Origin of the sequence: Labrys sp. WJW (assembly GCF_001676615.1) — a bacterium.
GTDB lineage: Bacteria > Pseudomonadota > Alphaproteobacteria > Rhizobiales > Labraceae > Labrys > Labrys sedimenti.
The window spans coordinates 19,348-38,616 of record NZ_LYXZ01000050.1 but is presented as its reverse complement, the minus strand read 5'-3'; the positions used below and the strand labels follow the sequence as shown (position 1 = coordinate 38,616).

The window sequence follows — 19,269 nt, the reverse complement described above, 5'->3', positions numbered from 1 at the left end:
TTGCCGGCACGGCCCCCGCCGCGCCGGCATTGTGCTGTCTTCGGCAACTTCGACCCCACGCGTTCCACGGTCGTGGTCCCGGTTCGGCGGGGTATTGCCCTGGCCAAATCCGGTTGCATGGCTATGCTCCTGCCAGCACTTCCAGCAGGACAATCCCATGAGCGATGAACTCGTCTTCTACACCAATCCGATGTCGCGCGGCCGTATTGCCCGCTGGATGCTCGAGGAAACCGGCCAGCCCTATCGCACCGAGATCCTCGACTTCGGCACCAGCATGAAATCGGCCGACTATCTCGCCCTCAACCCGATGGGCAAGGTTCCGGCCATTGCCCATCGCGGTGTTGTCGTCACCGAGGGCGGTGCCGTCTGCGCCTATCTCGCCGATGCCTTTCCGCAGGCCGGGCTGGCGCCCCCGCCAGGCTCACCGCAGCGGGGCCTTTACTATCGCTGGATGTTCTTCGCAGCCGGTCCGATCGAGGCCGCGGTGACCAACAAGGCCCTCAATATCGAGATCCCTGACGAGCGCAAACGTATGGTCGGCTATGGCTGCTATGCCGACGTGATCGACGCGCTCGACTATGCCGTCTCCCAGAACGAGTTCATCGCGGGAGACAGCTTCTCGGCTGCCGACGTCTATTTCGGCTCGCAGATCGGCTGGGGCCTGATGTTCAAGACGATCGAGCCGCGCCCGGCTCTCACCGCCTATTGGCAGCGAATCGCCGGCCGTCCCGCCGCCATCCGGGCCCGCGAGATCGATGACAGGCTGGTTGCCGAGGCCAAGCAGGCCCAAGCCCCGCAGTAACTGCCCGGTTTCACCCGGCAAAAACAGCAGGCGCCATCGTCGGCCGAACTTCCCCCAGCCGGATCACGGTGCTATAGCCCCGCCGATATTTCCCAATAAATGAGGCTTGTACGATGGCGAAGATCAAGGTGGCCAATCCGGTCGTCGATATGGATGGCGACGAGATGACCCGGATCATCTGGCAGCAGATCAAGGACAAGCTGATTTTCCCTTATCTCGACCTCCAGCTCGACTATTACGACCTCAGTATCGAGAACCGGGACAAGACCCGCGACCGCGTCACCGTCGAGGCGGCGGAGGCCACCAAGCGCCACGGCGTGGCGGTAAAATGCGCGACCATCACGCCGGACGAAGCCCGCGTGAAGGAATTCAATCTCCAGGAAATGTGGAAGTCACCCAACGGCACCATCCGCAACATCCTGGGCGGCGTGATCTTCCGCGAGCCCATCATCTGCCGCAACGTGCCCCGTCTGGTGCCGGGCTGGACCCAGCCGATCGTCGTCGGCCGCCATGCCTTCGGCGACCAGTATCGCGCCACCGATTTCCGCTTCCCCGGCAAGGGCACGCTGACGATCAAGTTCGTCGGCGAGGATGGCTCGGTGATCGAGAAGGAAGTCTTCAAGAGCCCCGGCGATGGCGTGGCGCTGGCCATGTACAATCTCGACGAATCGATCCGGGAGTTTGCGCGCGCCTCGTTCAATTACGGCCTGGCCCGTAACTTCCCGGTCTACCTGTCGACCAAGAACACCATTCTCAAGGTCTATGATGGGCGCTTCAAGGACATCTTCGCCGAAGTCTTCGCCAATGAGTTCAAGGCCGAGTTCGACAAGCGCAAGCTGACCTATGAGCACCGCCTGATCGACGACATGGTCGCTTCGGCACTGAAATGGTCGGGCGGCTATGTCTGGGCCTGCAAGAACTATGACGGCGACGTGCAGTCCGACATCGTGGCCCAGGGCTTCGGCTCGCTCGGCCTGATGACCTCGGTGCTGCTCAGCCCCGACGGCAAGACGGTGGAAGCCGAAGCTGCCCACGGCACGGTGACGCGCCACTACCGCGAACACCAGAAGGGCAAGGAGACCTCGACCAACTCCATCGCCTCGATCTTCGCCTGGACGCGCGGCCTCGCCCATCGCGCCAAGCTCGACGACAATGCCGAGTTGGCCAAGTTCGCCGCGACCCTGGAGAAGGTCTGTGTCTCCACCGTCGAGACCGGCTTCATGACCAAGGATCTGGCCTTGCTGGTCGGTCCCGACCAGAGCTGGCTGTCGACCACCGGCTTCCTCGACAAGATCGACGAGAACCTCAAGAAGGCCATGGCCTGATTTCCGGAGCGCGGACATCTCAACGACATGCTTGCATGTCGCGATGTCCGCTCTTCCTTGCTCCTCCGACGCTTCCAAGAGCGGACTGGAAGTCCGCGCTCCCAATGAGGTTCCCATGTCAGCCATCGACGCCCGCCTTGCCGAACTCGGCATCACCCTGCCCACCCCTGCCGCTCCGGTCGCCAACTATGTCGGCACGGTGCGCACCGGTAACACCCTCGTGATCTCAGGCCAGCTCTGCTTCAACAATGAAGGCAAGCTGGCCGCCACCGGCAAGCTCGGCACCGGCACGGTCACCGTCGAGGACGCCCGTGTCGCCGCCCGTTACTGCGCCATCAATATCCTGGCGCAGATCAAGGCTGCCGTGGGCTCGCTCGACAATGTGGTGCGCGTGGTCCGCCTCGGCGGCTTCATTGCCGCAGCGCCGGAGTTCACCACCCATCCGATGGTGATGAACGGCGCCTCCGACCTGATGGTCGAGGTCTTCGGCGACAAGGGGCGCCATGCCCGCTCCACCGTGGGCGTGCCCTCTCTTCCCCTCGACGCCACCGTCGAGGTCGAAGCGCTGATCGAAGTCGCCTGAGGTCGCGCATACGGGGCGCGGCAACGCAACTCGAGCCGCGCCTCTTGCATTCGACGCGAATAGGCCCAAATTCCCCGGACAGGTATCCGTTGAGGGAATGCAGGCTTGAGCGACCAGGGCTTTACGATCAAGGCAGCTTCCTCGATCGAGGCCATCGGCCGCCGGGCCTGGGATCGCTGCGCCAATCCCCTCGCCGCCGCGCCCCAGGATTGCCCATCCGGGCGTCATCCAGGTGCCGAAGACGAAGCCGCAGCGCCAGATCCCTCGGCCGAGCATTTCAACCCCTTCATTTCCTACGATTTCCTGCACGCTCTCGAAGCGAGCGGCTGTGTCGGGGGGCGCTCGGGTTGGACGCCCCTCCATCTGTTCGTCACCCATGAAGACGATCGGGTCGCCGGCGTCATGCCCGCCTATGGCAAGAGCCACAGCCAGGGCGAATATGTCTTCGACTGGGGCTGGGCCGATGCCTATGAACGGGCCGGCGGGCAATACTATCCCAAGCTCCAGGTGAGCATCCCCTTCACGCCGGCGACGGGCCGACGCTTCCTGGTCGCGCCGGGCGAGGACGCCGCCCTCGTCTCGTCGGCCCTGGTGAAGGGTGCCAAGGCCGCCCTCTCATCCATCCGCGGCTCTTCGATCCACGCCACCTTCATCGGCCATGACGACTGGCAATGGCTCGGCAGCCAGGGCTTCCTGCAGCGCACCGACCAGCAGTTTCATTGGCTCAACGAGGGCTATGACGATTTCGAGGCCTTTCTGGCTTCCCTTGCCTCCCGCAAGCGCAAGACCATCAAGCGCGAGCGCCGTGATGCGCTCGCGAACGGCATCACTATCGAGAGGCTGACCGGGGCTGCCATCACGAAGGAGGCCTGGGACGCCTTCTACGCCTTCTACATGGACACCGGCTCACGCAAATGGGGCCGTCCCTACCTCAATCGCAAATTCTATGCCCTCATCGGCGAGACCATGGCCGAGCATGTCCTGCTGGTGATGGCGCGGCGCGAGGGCCGCTACATCGCTGGGGCCATCAACTTCATCGGCTCCGACACACTCTACGGCCGGAACTGGGGCTGCATCGAGGACCACCCCTTCCTGCATTTCGAGGTGTGCTATCATCAGGCCATCGAGTTCGCCATCGAGCGCCGCCTCCGGCGCGTGGAAGCCGGAGCCCAAGGCGAACACAAGCTGGCCCGCGGCTATCGGCCCGTGACAACCTATTCCGCCCATTATATTGCGGATCCCGGTTTTCGCCGGGCGGTCGACGACTATCTCGCGCATGAGCGCGCCGAAATTGCCGCCCACCACGAAGCTCTCGACGAGGCAACGCCCTTCAGGAAAGGATAGCGGCATGACCGCTTATGATCCCGACAATATCTTCGCCAAGCTGCTGCGTGGGGAAATTCCCAACCACACGCTCTACGAGGACGATCGCACCCTCGCCTTCCTCGACATCATGCCGATCGTCGACGGGCATAGTCTGGTGATCCCCAAGAAGCCGGCGCGCAACATCTTCGACGTGGAGCCGGAGGAACTGGCCTACCTCGCCCAAATCGCCCAGAAGGTTTCGCTCGCCGCCTGCAAGGCGTTCGGCGCGGACGGCCACACGCTGCGCCTGCATTCCGAAGTCTCTGGTGGGCAGGAAGTGCCGCATATACATTTCCACATCCTGCCCATGAAGACGGGCGTTCCCGTCCGCCCGCGCGCCATGGCCGATCACGCCATCCTTGCCCAGCACGCAGCCAAGATCCGCGCCCTGCTGTAGGCGCACTGGGATCGCAGGCGTCTCGCCCGCATCCTGGAACTGCCGAGTTCACAGCAGACGAAGAGGCAGACAAGACGCCTGCAAGCTCAGGAAATGCCCGCTTCGACCACCAGACGAAACTTGCCTCGGCAAAATTTCTTGGCGCTTGATTCGCCTTGGCAAGTTTTTCTTCACCATCACGCGCAATAGTGATTCTCACTGAGGTCGCGTTGAGTTGGAGTTCGTCATGTTGGTCGCAAGTGCTGTCGATATCACTGTCGGCTGGCTTTGGCACACTGCCTACCGGGCCCGCCACCACTGGAAACTGAAGCGCGAAGGCGCCCTGGTTGCCGCCGGTTTCGTGGCTTTCGTCGGCGCCATAGACACGGCTCGCTCGATCCACGCGGCACCGGCTGCACCTGCCGAGGTCGCAGCGGTGGCAGCCCCTGCCCCCGTGACGACGCCGGTCATTGCCAATCTTGCTCCGGCACCGGCCGCACCTGCCCCTGTGCCCACCGCCGATGCCAATTCGATGCAGGCGGCGGCCAATCCCACCCTCGCCCCGCAATTCCCGATCATCCAGGATCAGACCGGTTCGATCGACCAGGCCGATCCGATCGAGACCATCCTGCCAATGGATCCGGAAGCCCAGCGCGACGATCCGATCGCACGCAAGATCAACGAGCGTTTCGGCGACGCCACGGAAGCGCCTGTGGTCAAGAAGCCCAAGCCGCGCCCGGTGAAGACCGCCGAAGCCAAGCCGGCCAAGCCCCCCGTAAAGCCCGCCAAGAAGAAAGCCGAGACCGTGGCCGAATAAGGCTGGCCCATCGTCATGCAGAAGTAAGGCGGGCCAATGCCCGCCTTTTTGTTTTTGCGTATTCTGCCCGAGCCAAGTGCATTCACAGCGGAGCGCCTATTTTTCTAACTCATTGTTTTCACGTAATTTTGTCATTTCGGATGCCTTCATCAAATCGCAAGGCACCTTTGCTTCACCGTCGCCGCAATGACGTAAGGGAATGATCGTCGTCCCGGTTGCTCGGGGATGCAATCCTGCCGCCTCATCATCGCCAAAAGCGCCTATCAAGCAGCAAACCAGCGGAAAAGCTCCGAAAATCGAGCGAAAACCGTGGCTTTGTCCGGCAAAACCATTGACATTTCCTCGCCTAACCCTATGGTCGCGCCGTCCGGGCCCCACCCGATAGGGCCCTGTTCGTCCGTGCGGCGATGCGAGCCGCCCTCTGCCGTCCGATCGGGGCGGCCTCTGTTGGTTCGACATTTCCGCAATGAGCTTCGCTGAACTCGGTCTCTCTTCAAAGGTCCTCGCCGCCGTGGAAGCGGCTGGCTACGCCAATCCCACGCCCATCCAGGCCCAGGCCATTCCGCATGTGCTGCAGCGCCGCGACGTGCTCGGCATCGCCCAGACGGGCACCGGCAAGACGGCGGCCTTCACGCTGCCCATGCTGACGCTGCTGGAAAAGGGGCGCGCCCGCGCCCGCATGCCACGTACGCTGATCCTGGAACCGACCCGCGAATTGGCCGCGCAGGTCCAGGAGAATTTCGACCGCTATGGCAGCAAGAGCGGCCTGTCGGTCGCGCTTCTGATCGGCGGTGTCTCCTTCGGCGACCAGGACGCCAAGATCACGCGCGGCGTTGACGTGCTGATCGCCACGCCCGGCCGCCTGCTCGATCACGTCGAGCGCGGCAAGCTGCTGCTCACCGGCGTGGAGCTTCTCGTCATCGACGAGGCCGACCGCATGCTCGACATGGGCTTCATTCCCGACATCGAGCGCATCTGCAAGCTGGTGCCCTTCACCCGGCAGACCCTGTTCTTCACCGCGACGATGCCGGCGGAGATCAAGCGCATCACCGACCAGTTCCTGCACAACCCGGTCCAGGTGGAGGTTGCCCGGCCCGCCACCGCTGCTGCCACGATTACCCAGGCCCTGGTGCACACCAAGTCGCCTCCCGCCGAAAAGCGCGTGACCCTGCGCCGCCTGATCCGTTCGGCGGAAAACCTCAAGAACGCCATCGTCTTCTGCAACCGCAAGTCGGAAGTGGCCATCCTGCACCGCTCGCTGGTGCGCCACGGCTTCGGCGCCGTCGCGCTGCATGGCGACATGGACCAGCGCGCCCGCATGGCCGCGCTCGACAGCTTCCGCAATGGCGAGATGCCGATCCTGGTGGCGTCCGACGTCGCCGCCCGCGGTCTCGACATTCCCGACGTCAGCCATGTCTTCAATTTCGACGTGCCCGTTCACGCCGACGACTATGTCCACCGTATCGGCCGTACCGGCCGCGCCGGCCGTTCGGGCTGGGCCTTCACCCTGGTCAGTTCCGCCGACGGCAAGCATGTCTCAGCCATCGAGACGCTGACGGGCAACAAGATCCCCTTCACCGGCGATCCGCCGCCGATCGAGGGCGATGAAGAGGAAGAAATCCACGCCAAGCCGCGGCGTGGCCGCCGCGAACGCGGTGGCAAGGCCGAGGAACCGCGCCAGCATGGCAAGGCCCGCGAGGCCAAGCCTTCGCGCGAACGCGACGAATCGCCCAAGGCCCCGCGCCACGAGCCGCAGCCAACCTCCGAGCAGCGTCGGCCGCAATCGGACAGGCCGCGTCGACGCGACGAGGATGACGGTCCAGTGGTGATCGGCATGGGCGATCACGTGCCGTCCTTCCTGCTCACGCCGATCCGGCGCAAGAGCAACGGCTGAATTCCGACTGGATGGTGTGCCGGTCTGAAGAGGCCGGTTCAATGATCGTAAACTGAGCAGAGAAAGGCTCTGCCTTTGTCATGCCCGGGCTTCGTCCCGGGCACCCAGATACCGCCACCTGTCGAGATTGCCGCCCTGGATTGCCGGGACGAAGCCCGGCAATGACAAAAAGCGAGCTTCATCGACTTTTTCGGTCAGGCGCTGAAGACCGGCCTGGAAGAGCGCCCCTGTTCGAGCACGACGGCCGGCCTGAAGCCTGGTCCATCATTGCTTCAAACCTGTTCCAGTTCGACCAGCGTACCCGAGAAATCCTTGGGATGCAGGAACAGCACCGGCTTGCCGTGGGCACCGATCTTCGGCTCACCGTCCCCCAGGACGCGCGCGCCCGCTTGTTTCAGCTGGTCACGCGTGGCGAGGATGTCATCGACCTCGTAGCAGATGTGGTGCATGCCCCCATCCGGGTTCTTCTCGAGGAAGCGCGCGATCGGCGAGGCCTCACCCAGGGGTTCCAGGAGCTCGATCTTGGTGTTGGGCAATTCGATGAAGACGACGGTGACACCGTGCTCCGGCAGGGCCTGGGGCTGCGAGACATGCGCACCGAGCGTATCGCGATAGACGGCGGTGGCTACACCGAGATCGCGCACAGCGATGGCGACGTGATTGAGACGACCGATCATGCGCTTGCCCGCTTCTGGCCCGGCACGGCGAGGATGCCGCCGGTGAGCGCCGTGCGGACGCCGGTGCTGGAGGGAAAGGTCAGGGGCAGCCCCTTCAGGGATCGAACGGCGAGATAGGCAAAAGCCTGCGCTTCCATCATCGACGCCGACCAGCCGAACTCGTCGGCCGTACGAACGGGCACACCGGTCTCGGTGCGCAGGAAGTTGAGGATTGCCGGATTACGGGCGCCGCCGCCGCAGACGATCCACAATTTCGGCTCGGCAGGCAACCATTGCCGCGCCGCCGCCACGCTGCGGGCGGTGAAGGCGGCCAGGGTCGCCACCGCATCGGGCGTGGACAATCCCGCCACCGCTTCGCGGGAAAAGGCGTTGCGATCGAGCGATTTGGGCGGCGCCTCGCCGAAATAGGGATGCGCCATCAACTGGCCGAGCACCGTCTCGTCGACCTTGCCGGCCAGGGCCTGCCTGCCATCCTGGTCCAGGGCGATGCCGGTGCGCTCCATCATCAAATCGTCGATCAGCGCATTGGCGGGACCAGTGTCGAAAGCGATCGGGTCGCGCCCCGTTGCAACGTAGCTGACATTGCCGACACCGCCGAGATTGAGCACGGCGACGGGACCGGCAAGTTTGGCGGCCTGCACCAGGGCCTGATGATAGACCGGCACCAGCGGCGCGCCCTGCCCGCCCTCGGCAACGTCGGCGGCCCGCATGTCGTAGACGGTCTGGATGCCGAGGCTGTCGGCGAGCGCCTGGCCGTCGCCGAGTTGTACGGTCAGCTTCTCCTGCGGGCGATGCAGTACCGTCTGGCCGTGGAAGCCGATGACATCGATATCATCGGGGCTGAGATCATGGGCCTTGAGGAAATCGGAAACGATGTCGGCATGCTTGCGGGTGATCAGCCGCTCTGCCGCCACCAGGGCACCGGGACGCTCATTGCGACGCTTCATCGCCACCGCATCGGCCAGGGCCTGCCGCAGCAGGCTGCGCTCTTCCTCATTATAGGCGAGCTCGACTGTCGGTCCCATCTCGACGGTGCCCTCGCCGTCCGTCTCGATCAGGGCGGCATCGATACCGTCCATCGAGGTCCCGGACATCAGCCCGAGTGCCGTCATCATCGTCTTCATGCGCAAATCACCCGATTTCGCGGCGTCCCTGTACCAAAGCGCCGCCAAACCTGTTAGAGGGCGCTTAAAGCGTCTTGTGATCTGGCGGACACGCCAGCAATCGCAAAGACGCGTCGAACCAAAGAGCTAGAGCAAACGGACGTTTCCGTCCAAACACGCTTTGCTCTAGACATCTATAAGCCGTTTGAAAGCGTTTGCCATGACCGCGTTAAAATCCGATTTCCTGCGCACCCTCACCGAGCGCGGCTTCATTCACCAGGTATCGGATCTGGAAGGCCTCGACGAGAAGGCCGCCGGCGGACGCCTGACCGCCTATGTCGGCGTCGATCTCACGGCAAGTTCGCTGCATATCGGCCATCTCGTGCCGATCATGATGCTGCACTGGCTGCAGAAGACGGGCCACCGCCCCATCACCCTGATGGGCGGCGGCACCACGCGCGTCGGCGATCCCTCCGGCCGTGATGAAACCCGCCGCATCCTGCCGCTCGAGCAGATCGAGGCGAACAAGAACAGCATCCTCAAGGTCTATGACAAGTTCATCGACTATGCCGACGAGCGCGCCATCCTGGTCGACAATGCCGATTGGCTGACCAAGCTCAACTATATCGAAATGCTGCGCGACATCGGCCGCCACTTCTCGGTCAATCGCATGATGTCCTTCGATTCGGTGAAGCTACGTCTCGACCGCGAGCAGGAACTCTCCTTCATCGAATTCAACTACATGATCCTGCAAGCCTATGATTTCGTGGAGCTTTCCAGGCGCTACGACTGCGTGCTGCAGATGGGCGGCTCCGACCAGTGGGGCAACATCATCAACGGCATCGATCTCGGCCGCCGCATGGGCACGCCGCAGCTCTACGCCCTCACCTGCCCGCTACTGACCACCGCCTCGGGCGCCAAGATGGGCAAGACCGCCGCCGGCGCCGTCTGGCTCAACGAAGACATGCTCTCGGCCTATGACTACTGGCAGTATTGGCGCAACACGGAGGACGCCGACGTCGAGCGCTTCCTCAAGCTGTTTACCACGCTGCCGCTCGACGAGATCGCCCGCCTCGCCGCCCTCGGTGGCTCGGAGATCAACGAGGCCAAGAAGCGCCTGGCCACCGAGGCGACCGCCCTCGTCCATGGCCGCGACAAGGCCGAGGCGGCCGAGGAGACCGCGCGCAAGACCTTCGAGGAAGGCACGCTGGCCGGCGACCTGCCGAGCTTCGAGCTAGCGGGCCTCGCCGAAGGCGTGGGCCTGCTCAATGCCTTCGTGCAAGCCGGCCTGGTGCCGTCGACCAGCGAGGCGCGCCGCCAGATCGCCAGCGGCGGCCTGCGGGTGAATGACGCTTCAGTCAGCGATCCCAAGGCGGTGTTGACCTCGGCCGACGTCACCGCCGATGGCGTGATCAAGCTGTCGCTCGGCAAGAAGAAGCACGTGCTGGCGAGGCCGGTGTAAGAAGCGCGGACTTCACAGTGACATGCCTTCATGCCGCTGTGATGTCCGCTCTTCCTTTTCGGCCAGTATGGTATCTGCCGAATGCAAGAGCGGACAGGTTGTCCGCGCTCCAAAGAACTACTCGCCCTTGCGCTCCACCTGCAGCGAGGCCTGATAGGCCCTTGCCTGCTTGCGGTAGTAGAGGACGCCGAACGGAATGGTCGCCAGATAACCGACGGTGAGCGAGGTCAGCGACTCCCAGGGATAGAGGGCCAGCAGCATCACCACCACCACGGCGACGACGAAGATCGGCAGCACCCATTCGCGTGGAATGCGATTGCCCAGCTTCTTGCCCGAGAAGGTCGGGATGGTGGAGATCATCAGGAAGGCGATGAGCAGCACATAGGCCAGCTCATATTTGGCATGGCTCGGCTCATGGGTGAGGCCGAGGAAATCCAGGTAGATCGGCAGCAGCACCGTGCAGGCGCCCGCCGGCGCCGGCATGCCGGTGAAGAAGTTTGCCTGGAAGGCCGGCCGGTTGGGATCGCTGCTGGTCACGTTGAAGCGGGCGAGGCGCAGCACCATGCAGATGGCGAAGACCAGCGAGCCGATCCACCCAATCGATCGCAGATCATGCAATCCCCAGAAATAGAGAACGATGCCGGGAACCACGCCGAAATTTACGAAATCGGCAAGCGAATCGAGCTCCGCTCCGAATTTCGAGGTGCCCTTGAGATAGCGTGCCACGCGTCCGTCGACGCCGTCCAGCAGCGCCGCGACCACGATGCAGCCGATGGCGAGGTCGAGCTTGTTCTCGATGGCCAGGCGAATGGCCGTCATGCCCGCACAAAGCGCGAGCAGCGTAATCATGTTGGGGATCAGCACGCGCAGCGGAATGGCACGCCGCCTCGTTCCCTCGGGATCCGGACTTCCAGGCTGAAAAGGCGGGAAGAGCGGGTCCATGGTCAACCGACGCGATGAGTCAGATTCGGCATTGCGGCATTGGCGTCCGCCAGGATCGTCTCGCCGGCCACCATCTTCTGGCCGATGCCGACCAGGGGGCGTACCCCTTCCGGCAAATAGACGTCGACGCGCGAACCGAAGCGGATCATGCCCAGGCGCTGGCCGACGGCCACATGCTCGTTCTCATTGGTCCAGCAGACGATACGTCGTGCCACCAGTCCGGCGATCTGCACCACGCCGTAGCGGCTGGTTCCGGTATCGATGATGAAACCGTTGCGCTCGTTGTCCTCGCTGGCCTTGTCGAGATCGGCATTGAGGAACTTGCCGGGCTTATAGGCGATCTTGGTGATCGTCCCCGTCACCGGGCTGCGGTTCACGTGGCAATCGAAGACGTTCATGAAGATCGAAACGCGCAGCAGCGACTGGCTGGCCAGCCCCAGTTCGGGCGGCGGCAGCACGTTGGCGATCTGGCTGACCACGCCGTCGGCCGGCGAGACCACCAGGCCCTCGCGCACCGGCGTCACCCGCTGGGGATCGCGGAAGAAATAGGCGACCCAGGCCGTGAGGATCAAAAGCGGCCAGAACAGAACCTTGATCCATCCCAGCGCAATCAGCGTGGTTACGCCCGCGATCCCCAGAAAGGGATAGCCCTCGCGGTTGATCGGCACCAGGACTTTGCGAATGGAGGCAGCGAGCGACATAGGCAGGGTTCCCGTTTCGCGACCTGCCTATCGCATGCAGCGGATAAAGACCAGAGCATGTCGTTATCGACAAGAGTGGCTGCCCGCACCTTGTGCAAACTGAAATGGCTGATACAGTTCTGGGCAACCGAACGTCAGATGAGGTCGCTTTATGCCAGAGGACGCCCCACAAGCGGGAGCGAGCCGGACACCCGTTGTTCAACTCGACAATATTCACAAGAGTTTCGGCCTCCTGGAAGTCCTCAAAGGCGTTTCCCTTACGGCCCATGAAGGCGACGTGATCGCCCTGATCGGAGCATCGGGCTCGGGCAAGAGCACTATGCTGCGCTGCACGAATCTGCTTGAGGTTCCCAATTCCGGCCGCATCCTGATCGGGAACGAGGAGATTCGCCTGAAGCCGGACGGCCATGGCGCCATGTCGGTCGCCGATCAGAAGCAGCTCCAGCGCATTCGCAGCCGCCTGGGCATGGTGTTCCAGAGCTTCAACCTGTGGGCGCACCGCACGGTGCTCGAAAACGTCATCGAAGCACCGGTGCATGTTCTCGGCGAAAGCAAGGCCGAGGCGATCGCCCATGCCGAGCAATTGCTGCACAAGGTCGGCCTCTACGCCAAGAAGGACGTCTATCCCGCCTTTCTCTCCGGCGGCCAGCAGCAGCGCGCAGCGATCGCTCGCGCCCTTGCCATTCGCCCCAAGGTGATGCTGTTCGACGAACCGACCTCGGCGCTCGACCCGGAATTGGTCGGCGAGGTGCTCAAGGTCATCCGCGATCTCGCCGCGGAGGGCCGCACCATGCTGCTGGTGACCCATGAAATGGCCTTCGCCCGCGATGTCGCCAACCACGTGATGTATCTCTACAACGGCAATGTCGAGGAGGAGGGCCCACCCCAGAAGGTGTTCGGCAATCCCAACAGCGAGCGTTGCCGTCAATTCGTCACGCCGCGCCAGCACTAGGGCGGCCTGCGAGGCAAGCGTTTCCGCTTGACGGAAAAGTTCGGGGGGCAGGAGGGCACCAGAACTCGCGCATCAGGTACGAAAATCCAAGAAAATCCAGAAAAAACAGCTATCTATCAGGGGACCAAAATGAAAAACTTCAGCGCCAAACTCCTTATGGCGACCGCTTTCTTTTGCGGCGCGGCCTTCGCCTCGGCCCAGGCCGATACCATCAAGGTCAGCGTCGCGGCCGAGCCCTACCCGCCCTTCGCTTCAAAGGATGCCTCCGGCCAGTGGGTCGGCTTCGAGGTCGATCTGGCCAAGGCCGTCTGCAAGGCCGCCAAGCTCGATTGCGAGATCGTCGCCACGGCCTGGGACGGCATCATCCCCGCCCTGATCGCCAAGAAGATCGACGTGATCTGGGCTTCCATGACGATCACGCCGGAGCGCTCCGCCCAAATCGGCTTCACCATCCGCTACTACAACACGCCCCCCGAATTCATCGGCAACAAGGCCGACAAGTTCGACTTCACGCCGGAGGGCATGAAGGGCAAGTCGATCGGCGTGCAGACCAGCACCATCCACGCCCAATATGTCCAGAAGACCTACCCCGACGCCGACATCAAGAGCTATGGCACGCAAGACGCCGCCAATGCCGACCTCGCGGCCGGCCGTCTTGACCTGGTGATGGCCGACGCCGCCGCACTCGACGACTTCCTGGCCGGCAAGGACGGCCAATGCTGCGAGATGAAGCAGTTCCCCAAGGATCCTGTGTTCGAAGCCGGTGTCGGTGGTGGCCTCCGCAAGGAGGATACCGATCTGAAGGCCAAGCTCGATGCCGGCATCAAGGCGGTCTATGCCGATGGCGAATTCGACACGATCCAGAAGAAATACTTCAAGTACGACGTCGGCACGCCGCCGAAGTGAGATAGGCAGTCCGGTTCGCTCCTGCTGAACTGAACCGGGCTTTCTCCAGCCGGCCTGAGAATTCGGGCCGGCGCCTTTTCTTCCTGCGGGGTCGGGCGTGGAAGCTTTCTGGAATCTCCTGATGTCCGGATGGGGCGTATCGTTGCTCCAGGGCCTGGTCATCACCATCGAAATCTCGGTCGGCGGTTATCTGACCGGCCTTGTCATCGGCGGCCTGGTCGCCTGGGCCAAATTGCGCGGGCCGCGCTGGCTGGTTGCGCTCGCCAATGGCTATTCCACCATCTGCCGTGCCGTGCCCGAGGTGCTGCTCATCCTGATCCTCTATTATGCCGGTCAGCAGGGGCTCAATGCCCTGATGGCCTGGCTCGGCTACGGCACGCTGGGAATCGGCGGCTTCTTCGCCGCCATCACCGTGCTCGGCGTGGTCAATGGCGCCTATACCTCGGAGATCCTGCGCGGGGCCGTACTTGCCTTGCCGAAGGGGCAGATCGAGGCGGCCCGCGCCTATGGCATGCATGGCTTCGGCCTGTTCCGGCGCGTCATCCTGCCTTTGATGATTCCCTTCGCTTTTGCCGGCCTGACCAATCTCTGGATGACCATGCTGAAGGATTCGGCCCTGATTTTCGTGGTCGGCTATAACGAGCTCACCTTCACGGCCGTGCAGGCGGCGGCCTCGACGCGCATGTATTTCCCCTTCCTGCTGCTCTGCGGCGCGATCTATTACGCGCTGACGCAATTCTCCAACATCTTCATCAAAATGTTCGAGCGTCACATCCGGCGCTGGACTCCCAAGCTGGGGTGACCATGTCCGCGGATCTGGCAAGCTGGTTTTTCGAGAATTTCGGCTGGATCGGCAAATATTGGCCGGCCATCCTCAGCGGCTTTTACACCACGCTGAAGCTATTGTTCTTCTCGCTGCTCTTCGGTTTTCCCCTGGCGGTGCTGGTCGGCTTCGGCCGGGTTTCCAAGAACAAGCTGATCTACGCCATCACCTCCAGCTTCGTGTCGGTCATCCGCGGCACGCCCCTGCTGGTGCAGATGTTCGTCTACTACCAGGGCCTGGGCTCGCTGTTTCCCGCCATCCCCGGCATCCGGCAATCCTTCATCTGGCCGGTCCTGAAGGACGGCTATTATTACGTCATCTTCGCGCTGGTGCTGAGCGTGGGCGGCTATGTCGGCGAAGTCGTGCGCGGCGCGCTGCTGTCGGTCCCGCGCGGCGAACTGGAAGCGGCGCGGGCCTATGGCTTTCGCGGCTTTGCGCTGGTGCGCCGTATCTGGCTGCCCCGCGCCATGCAGGCGATGATGCCGACCTTTGCCGGCGAGACCGTGCTCTGCCTGAAGTCGACCGCCCTCGCCTATCTGGTCAGCGTCCAGGATCTGCTGGGCCAGATCAACATCATTCGCTCGCGCGAGGCGATCACCTATACGCCGCTTCTGGTGGTCGCGATCGGCTATCTCATCACCACGCTGGTGATCGAAGCCATCTACCGGCGCCTGGAAGCCGGTTTCGCCAAGACAGTGAAACCGCACTGAGACAGCACATCACGCAGTGCCGACCACGGCTCCGGCACTTGATGGAGCGAGGTCGGCAACTTCCTGCCGACAGATGCAGCATATCCGAGGATGTCGACCCGAGATCGACACTCCAAGTCCCTGCTTGCGAACGTCGGATTTCAGGTATGCCAGCGCAGCGACATGCAGGACAGGCCTGCATCGATCTTGGCGATCTGCGACGTCGGCAGCCGGACGACGCTATAGCCCTCGGCTTCGAGCAGGGTGGCCGTGCGCGGATAGTCGATGCCGACGAAAACTCGGTCATTCACCCTGAGCGCGTTGGCCGCAGCCTCCTCGCCTTCGGGCGTCAGTAGCACCCGCATGCCCTCGAACACGCCGGAGGCAGCGAGACGCGCCGTCGACAGCATGGTGGTGTCGTCGAGCAGCGAACAGTCGGACTTGAAATGCAGGACGCCCGGAGGCGTGGTGACGACGACACCCTTGCGGCCGAGTTCGGCCAGCAGAGCGATCAACTCCTCCGCCCCTTCCCTCGTAGTGCGGTCGGAGAGGCCGATCATCACCGCCTGGGGCGTGACCAGAACGTCGCCGCCGTCGACGAAACCGGGGCCCTGCAACGTCAGGACCTTCCCGAAGCGCGCGCGCAGCACCGGCGCGATCTCGGCCGTCTCGCCGAAACGGCTCTTGGCGCCGACCCGCAGCAGGATCGCTCCTTCCGGGAACACCAAGGCCGGATCCTCGACGAACAGCGAATCCGGGAAAGTCTCGAGGGCGGGCAGAACCTCGACGGCAACCCCCGCAGCCTGCAAGGCCTCGATATAGAGACGATGCTCGGTCGAGACACCCTCATGGGTGGGCGCGCCACGGTCCTCGGCCCGCAGGCCCTGGGTCACGCTCGCCGGCGGCAGGCGCACGATGGCATTGTCGAAAGCATAGACGGGAAAGGCGCTCATGCTCGCTCCGATCGGAAGGGTTTGAAGTCCGCCGGTTTCACTCTTCCGGCGGACGATATTGGATGACCTGGGTCCACAGCCCATAGGCGGCGACGGCCGCAAACATCAGGCCCCAGAACTGGTTGCCGTTATAGAGCTCCACCCCGGCCCAAGCCGCGGGCAGCACACAGAGCAGCAGGCGGACCCAGAGCGGCCTCATCCAGTTCGGCGTGTTGGGCTCGGCCATCGCCTTAAGCCTCGGCCAGCGCCGCGGCGATGGCATCGAGGGCAGCTTGGGCCTTGGATCCGTCGGGGCCTCCGGCCTGCGCCATGTCGGGCCGTCCGCCGCCGCCCTTGCCCCCGAGCGCCTCGGAGCCCTTGCGCACGAGATCGACGGCATTGAAGCTGCCGGTCAGGTCCGCCGTCACGCCCACGACGAGGCCGGCACGGCCGTCCTCGGAGGTCGCCACGATGGCGACGACACCGGAACCCACCTGCTTCTTGCCCTCGTCCGCCAGCGCCTTGAGGTCCTTCAGCTCGATGCCGGTGACGGCCTTGGCCAGCAGCCGGGTCTTGCCGACCGTGCGGATTTCGCTGTCGCCTCCGCCGCTACCCATGGCGAGCTTCTTGCGCGCCTCGGTCAGCTCGCGTTCGAGCTTGCGGTTCTCCTCGACCAACGTAGCCAGGCGATCGCCTGCCTCCGGCACGGGCGTGCGCAATACGTCGGCCAATCCCTGCAAGAGGCGGCTCTCGTTGACCAGGTGTCTGCGGGCCGCATCCGCCGTCATCGCCTCGATACGGCGTACGCCGGCGGCCACGGCCCCGTTGGAGACGATACGGATCAGGCCGATGTCGCCGGTGCGCCGCACATGGGTGCCGCCGCATAATTCCACCGACCAGGCCTTGTTCGAGCCGGGCTGGCGCTGCCCCATCGAGACGACGCGAACCTCGTCGCCATATTTCTCGCCGAACAGCGCACGCGCACCGGACGCGATGGCGTCGTCCACGCTCATCAGATGCGTGGTCACCTCGCTGTTGTCGAGCACGACGGCATTGGCAAGGTCCTCGATCTCCTTGATCTCCTCGTCCGAAATCGGTTTGGGATGCGAGAAGTCGAAGCGCAGGCGATCCTGTGCCACCAGCGAGCCCTTCTGCGCGACGTGATCGCCCAGCGTCAGGCGCAGCGCCTCATGCAGGAGATGCGTGGCGGAGTGATTGGCCCGGATCGCGGAACGGCGGGTGTGATCGACGACGAGTTCGAGCGGCTCCTGAACCTTGAGCGTGCCCTCCTCGACGGTGACGGCATGCACGAAGAGATCGCCGAGCTTCTTCTGGGTGTCGGTCACCGCCACCTTCAGGCCACCGGCCTGCACGATGCCCGTATCGCCCTGCTGGCCGCCGGATTCGCCGTAGAATGGCGTCTGGTTGAGGATAAGGAAGCCCTTGTCGCCCTGTGCCAGCTGGTCGACCGGCTTGCCGTCCTTGACCAGCGCCAAAGCGACCCCTTCGGCGGTCTCCGTCTCATAGCCGAGGAATTCGGTGGCGCCGACCTGCTCACGCAGGCCGAACCAGACCGTCTCGGTGGCGGCATCGCCCGATCCGGCCCAGGCAGCGCGCGCCTTGGCCTTCTGCTGCTGCATGGCGGCCTGGTAGCCTTCGAGATCGACCGAAATGTTGCGTGCCCGCAATGCGTCCTGGGTCAGGTCGAGCGGGAAGCCATAGGTGTCGTAGAGGGTGAAGGCGACATCGCCCGAGAAGACCTGGCCGTCACCGAGTTTCACGGTCTCCGCATCGAGCAGGGCCAGGCCGCGCTCCAGCGTGCGGCGGAAGCTGGTCTCCTCGAGGCGCAGCGTCTCGCTGATCAGGGCTTCGGCCCGCACGAGTTCGGGATAGGCGGCCCCCATCTCGCGCACCAGCGCCGGCACCAGCTTCCACATGATGGGATCCTTGGCGCCGAGCAGGGAGATATGGCGCATGGCGCGGCGCATGATCCGGCGCAAGACATAGCCCCTGCCCTCGTTCGAGGGCAGCACACCGTCGGCGACCAGGAAGGAGGAAGCGCGCAGATGGTCGGCGATGACGCGGTGGCTGGCCAGCGCCGGCCCTTCGGCCGGCACGCCGATCGCCTCGACCGAGGCACGGATCAGGGCCTGGAAGAGATCGATGTCGTAATTGTTGTGCTTGTTCTGCAGCACGGTGGCGATGCGCTCGAGACCCATGCCGGTATCGATCGAGGGCCGAGGCAGGTTGACGCGCTCGCCGCCCACCAGTTCCTCGAACTGCATGAAGACGAGGTTCCAGATCTCGATGAAGCGGTCGCCATCCTCGTCCGGCGAACCAGGCGGGCCCCCCCAGATGTGATCGCCATGATCGTAGAAGATCTCGGAGCACGGACCGCAGGGACCGGTATCGCCCATGCGCCAGAAATTGTCCGAGGTCGGGATGCGGATGATGCGGTCATCCGGCAGGCCGGCGATCTTCTTCCACAGCCGATGGGCCTCGTCATCCTCGGAGAACACCGTCACCAGGAGCTTGGAGGCCGGCAGGCCGAAATCCTTGGTGATCAGGTTCCAGGCGAGCTCGATGGCGCGATCCTTGAAATAGTCGCCGAAGGAGAAGTTGCCGAGCATCTCGAAGAAGGTGTGATGCCGGGCCGTATAGCCGACATTGTCGAGATCATTGTGCTTGCCGCCGGCACGCACGCATTTCTGCGAAGTCGCGGCCCGCGAATAGGGACGCTTCTCGATGCCGGTGAAGACGTTCTTGAACTGCACCATGCCGGCATTGGTGAACATCAGGGTCGGATCGTTGCGCGGCACCAACGGCGAAGACGCCACGGCTTCGTGGCCGTTCCGCACGAAATAGTCGAGGAAGGTGGATCGGATCTCGTTGACGCCGCTCATGCCCAATTTGCCTATTT

At 63.7% G+C, this 19,269-nt stretch carries 19 protein-coding genes; 12 read left to right on the top strand and 7 right to left on the bottom strand.

Features of this window, described 5'->3' with window-relative positions:
- Positions 1-157 precede the first annotated feature (157 nt).
- From BA190_RS26355 to BA190_RS26325, 7 genes are all read left to right on the top strand, one after another.
- Positions 158-802 (top strand): glutathione S-transferase family protein, encoded by a 645-nt coding sequence (locus BA190_RS26355; RefSeq protein WP_068294898.1) that lies wholly within the window; start codon positions 158-160, stop codon positions 800-802.
- A 113-nt stretch (positions 803-915) separates the two neighbouring features.
- Positions 916-2,127 carry an NADP-dependent isocitrate dehydrogenase gene (locus BA190_RS26350; RefSeq protein ID WP_068294895.1) on the top strand — a complete coding sequence of 404 codons (1,212 nt, stop codon included), beginning with the start codon at positions 916-918 and terminating at the stop codon, positions 2,125-2,127.
- A 115-nt stretch (positions 2,128-2,242) separates the two neighbouring features.
- Entirely contained in the window at positions 2,243-2,710 is a 468-nt protein-coding gene (locus tag BA190_RS26345; RefSeq protein WP_068294893.1) for a RidA family protein, read from the top strand.
- 105 nt (positions 2,711-2,815) lie between these two features.
- Positions 2,816-4,054, top strand: coding sequence for a GNAT family N-acetyltransferase (locus BA190_RS26340; RefSeq protein ID WP_068294891.1), 1,239 nt, complete (start codon positions 2,816-2,818; stop codon positions 4,052-4,054).
- Positions 4,055-4,058: 4 nt separating this feature from the next.
- Positions 4,059-4,472: an HIT family protein gene (locus BA190_RS26335; RefSeq protein WP_068294889.1), complete on the top strand. Its 414-nt coding sequence runs from the start codon at positions 4,059-4,061 to the stop codon at positions 4,470-4,472.
- Positions 4,473-4,698: 226 nt separating this feature from the next.
- The gene (locus tag BA190_RS26330; protein WP_068294888.1) at positions 4,699-5,268 is read left to right on the top strand and encodes a hypothetical protein; all 570 of its coding nucleotides are present in this window, start codon (positions 4,699-4,701) and stop codon (positions 5,266-5,268) included.
- A 466-nt stretch (positions 5,269-5,734) separates the two neighbouring features.
- A complete protein-coding gene (locus tag BA190_RS26325; RefSeq protein WP_068294886.1) occupies positions 5,735-7,162 on the top strand; it encodes a DEAD/DEAH box helicase in 1,428 nt (475 codons plus the stop codon).
- 272 nt (positions 7,163-7,434) lie between these two features.
- Here BA190_RS26325 and mce read toward each other — a convergent pair whose 3' ends face one another.
- Both mce and BA190_RS26315 read right to left on the bottom strand, forming a co-directional pair.
- Positions 7,435-7,839 (bottom strand): methylmalonyl-CoA epimerase, encoded by a 405-nt coding sequence (mce, locus tag BA190_RS26320; RefSeq protein ID WP_068294885.1) that lies wholly within the window; start codon positions 7,837-7,839, stop codon positions 7,435-7,437.
- A complete protein-coding gene (locus tag BA190_RS26315; protein ID WP_245314962.1) occupies positions 7,836-8,963 on the bottom strand; it encodes an anhydro-N-acetylmuramic acid kinase in 1,128 nt (375 codons plus the stop codon). The genes mce and BA190_RS26315 overlap by 4 nt, the downstream gene beginning before the upstream one ends.
- Positions 8,964-9,162: 199 nt before the next feature.
- Between BA190_RS26315 and tyrS the strand changes: the two genes are divergently transcribed.
- A complete protein-coding gene (gene tyrS / locus BA190_RS26310) occupies positions 9,163-10,404 on the top strand; it encodes a tyrosine--tRNA ligase (RefSeq protein ID WP_068294883.1) in 1,242 nt (413 codons plus the stop codon).
- A 117-nt stretch (positions 10,405-10,521) separates the two neighbouring features.
- On the opposite strand, the gene pssA is transcribed toward tyrS, so the two are convergent.
- Together pssA and BA190_RS26300 are read right to left on the bottom strand one after the other, a co-directional pair.
- Positions 10,522-11,346 carry a CDP-diacylglycerol--serine O-phosphatidyltransferase gene (pssA, locus tag BA190_RS26305; protein ID WP_068294871.1) on the bottom strand — a complete coding sequence of 275 codons (825 nt, stop codon included), beginning with the start codon at positions 11,344-11,346 and terminating at the stop codon, positions 10,522-10,524.
- A 2-nt stretch (positions 11,347-11,348) separates the two neighbouring features.
- Complete coding sequence (locus tag BA190_RS26300) at positions 11,349-12,047, bottom strand: phosphatidylserine decarboxylase (protein WP_068294868.1); 699 nt, start codon at positions 12,045-12,047, stop codon at positions 11,349-11,351.
- 151 nt (positions 12,048-12,198) lie between these two features.
- On the opposite strand from BA190_RS26300, the gene BA190_RS26295 reads away from it, so the two are divergent.
- From BA190_RS26295 to BA190_RS26280, 4 genes are all read left to right on the top strand, one after another.
- Complete coding sequence (locus BA190_RS26295; protein ID WP_068294866.1) at positions 12,199-12,999, top strand: ABC transporter ATP-binding protein; 801 nt, start codon at positions 12,199-12,201, stop codon at positions 12,997-12,999.
- Positions 13,000-13,128: 129 nt separating this feature from the next.
- Entirely contained in the window at positions 13,129-13,905 is a 777-nt protein-coding gene (locus BA190_RS26290; protein WP_082980050.1) for a transporter substrate-binding domain-containing protein, read from the top strand.
- A gap of 121 nt (positions 13,906-14,026) precedes the next feature.
- On the top strand, positions 14,027-14,707 hold the full coding sequence (locus BA190_RS26285; protein WP_181161172.1) for an ABC transporter permease: 681 nt from the start codon (positions 14,027-14,029) through the stop codon (positions 14,705-14,707).
- Positions 14,708-14,709: 2 nt separating this feature from the next.
- Entirely contained in the window at positions 14,710-15,438 is a 729-nt protein-coding gene (locus tag BA190_RS26280; protein WP_068294857.1) for an ABC transporter permease subunit, read from the top strand.
- A gap of 140 nt (positions 15,439-15,578) precedes the next feature.
- Here BA190_RS26280 and BA190_RS26275 read toward each other — a convergent pair whose 3' ends face one another.
- The 3 genes from BA190_RS26275 to alaS are packed head-to-tail and all read right to left on the bottom strand — an operon-like array spanning position 15,579 to position 19,252.
- Positions 15,579-16,370, bottom strand: coding sequence for an arginine deiminase family protein (locus BA190_RS26275; RefSeq protein WP_068294853.1), 792 nt, complete (start codon positions 16,368-16,370; stop codon positions 15,579-15,581).
- A gap of 37 nt (positions 16,371-16,407) precedes the next feature.
- Entirely contained in the window at positions 16,408-16,596 is a 189-nt protein-coding gene (locus BA190_RS26270) for a hypothetical protein (protein WP_068294850.1), read from the bottom strand.
- Positions 16,597-16,600: 4 nt separating this feature from the next.
- Positions 16,601-19,252, bottom strand: coding sequence for an alanine--tRNA ligase (gene alaS, locus BA190_RS26265; protein WP_068294847.1), 2,652 nt, complete (start codon positions 19,250-19,252; stop codon positions 16,601-16,603).
- Positions 19,253-19,269 lie beyond the last annotated feature (17 nt).

What these genes read in the sequence shown, in the direction of transcription:
- BA190_RS26355 (WP_068294898.1), top strand. Translation starts at nt 158, where the DNA reads ATGAGCGATGAACTCGTCTTCTACACCAATCCGATGTCGCGCGGCCGT.
- BA190_RS26350 (WP_068294895.1), top strand. Translation starts at nt 916, where the DNA reads ATGGCGAAGATCAAGGTGGCCAATCCGGTCGTCGATATGGATGGCGAC.
- BA190_RS26345 (WP_068294893.1), top strand. Translation starts at nt 2,243, where the DNA reads ATGTCAGCCATCGACGCCCGCCTTGCCGAACTCGGCATCACCCTGCCC.
- BA190_RS26335 (WP_068294889.1), top strand. Translation starts at nt 4,059, where the DNA reads ATGACCGCTTATGATCCCGACAATATCTTCGCCAAGCTGCTGCGTGGG.
- BA190_RS26330 (WP_068294888.1), top strand. Translation starts at nt 4,699, where the DNA reads ATGTTGGTCGCAAGTGCTGTCGATATCACTGTCGGCTGGCTTTGGCAC.
- BA190_RS26325 (WP_068294886.1), top strand. Translation starts at nt 5,735, where the DNA reads ATGAGCTTCGCTGAACTCGGTCTCTCTTCAAAGGTCCTCGCCGCCGTG.
- mce (WP_068294885.1), bottom strand. Translation starts at nt 7,839, where the DNA reads ATGATCGGTCGTCTCAATCACGTCGCCATCGCTGTGCGCGATCTCGGT.
- BA190_RS26315 (WP_245314962.1), bottom strand. Translation starts at nt 8,963, where the DNA reads ATGAAGACGATGATGACGGCACTCGGGCTGATGTCCGGGACCTCGATG.
- tyrS (WP_068294883.1), top strand. Translation starts at nt 9,163, where the DNA reads ATGACCGCGTTAAAATCCGATTTCCTGCGCACCCTCACCGAGCGCGGC.
- pssA (WP_068294871.1), bottom strand. Translation starts at nt 11,346, where the DNA reads ATGGACCCGCTCTTCCCGCCTTTTCAGCCTGGAAGTCCGGATCCCGAG.
- BA190_RS26300 (WP_068294868.1), bottom strand. Translation starts at nt 12,047, where the DNA reads ATGTCGCTCGCTGCCTCCATTCGCAAAGTCCTGGTGCCGATCAACCGC.
- BA190_RS26295 (WP_068294866.1), top strand. Translation starts at nt 12,199, where the DNA reads ATGCCAGAGGACGCCCCACAAGCGGGAGCGAGCCGGACACCCGTTGTT.
- BA190_RS26290 (WP_082980050.1), top strand. Translation starts at nt 13,129, where the DNA reads ATGAAAAACTTCAGCGCCAAACTCCTTATGGCGACCGCTTTCTTTTGC.
- BA190_RS26285 (WP_181161172.1), top strand. Translation starts at nt 14,027, where the DNA reads ATGTCCGGATGGGGCGTATCGTTGCTCCAGGGCCTGGTCATCACCATC.
- BA190_RS26280 (WP_068294857.1), top strand. Translation starts at nt 14,710, where the DNA reads ATGTCCGCGGATCTGGCAAGCTGGTTTTTCGAGAATTTCGGCTGGATC.
- BA190_RS26275 (WP_068294853.1), bottom strand. Translation starts at nt 16,370, where the DNA reads ATGAGCGCCTTTCCCGTCTATGCTTTCGACAATGCCATCGTGCGCCTG.
- BA190_RS26270 (WP_068294850.1), bottom strand. Translation starts at nt 16,596, where the DNA reads ATGGCCGAGCCCAACACGCCGAACTGGATGAGGCCGCTCTGGGTCCGC.
- alaS (WP_068294847.1), bottom strand. Translation starts at nt 19,252, where the DNA reads ATGAGCGGCGTCAACGAGATCCGATCCACCTTCCTCGACTATTTCGTG.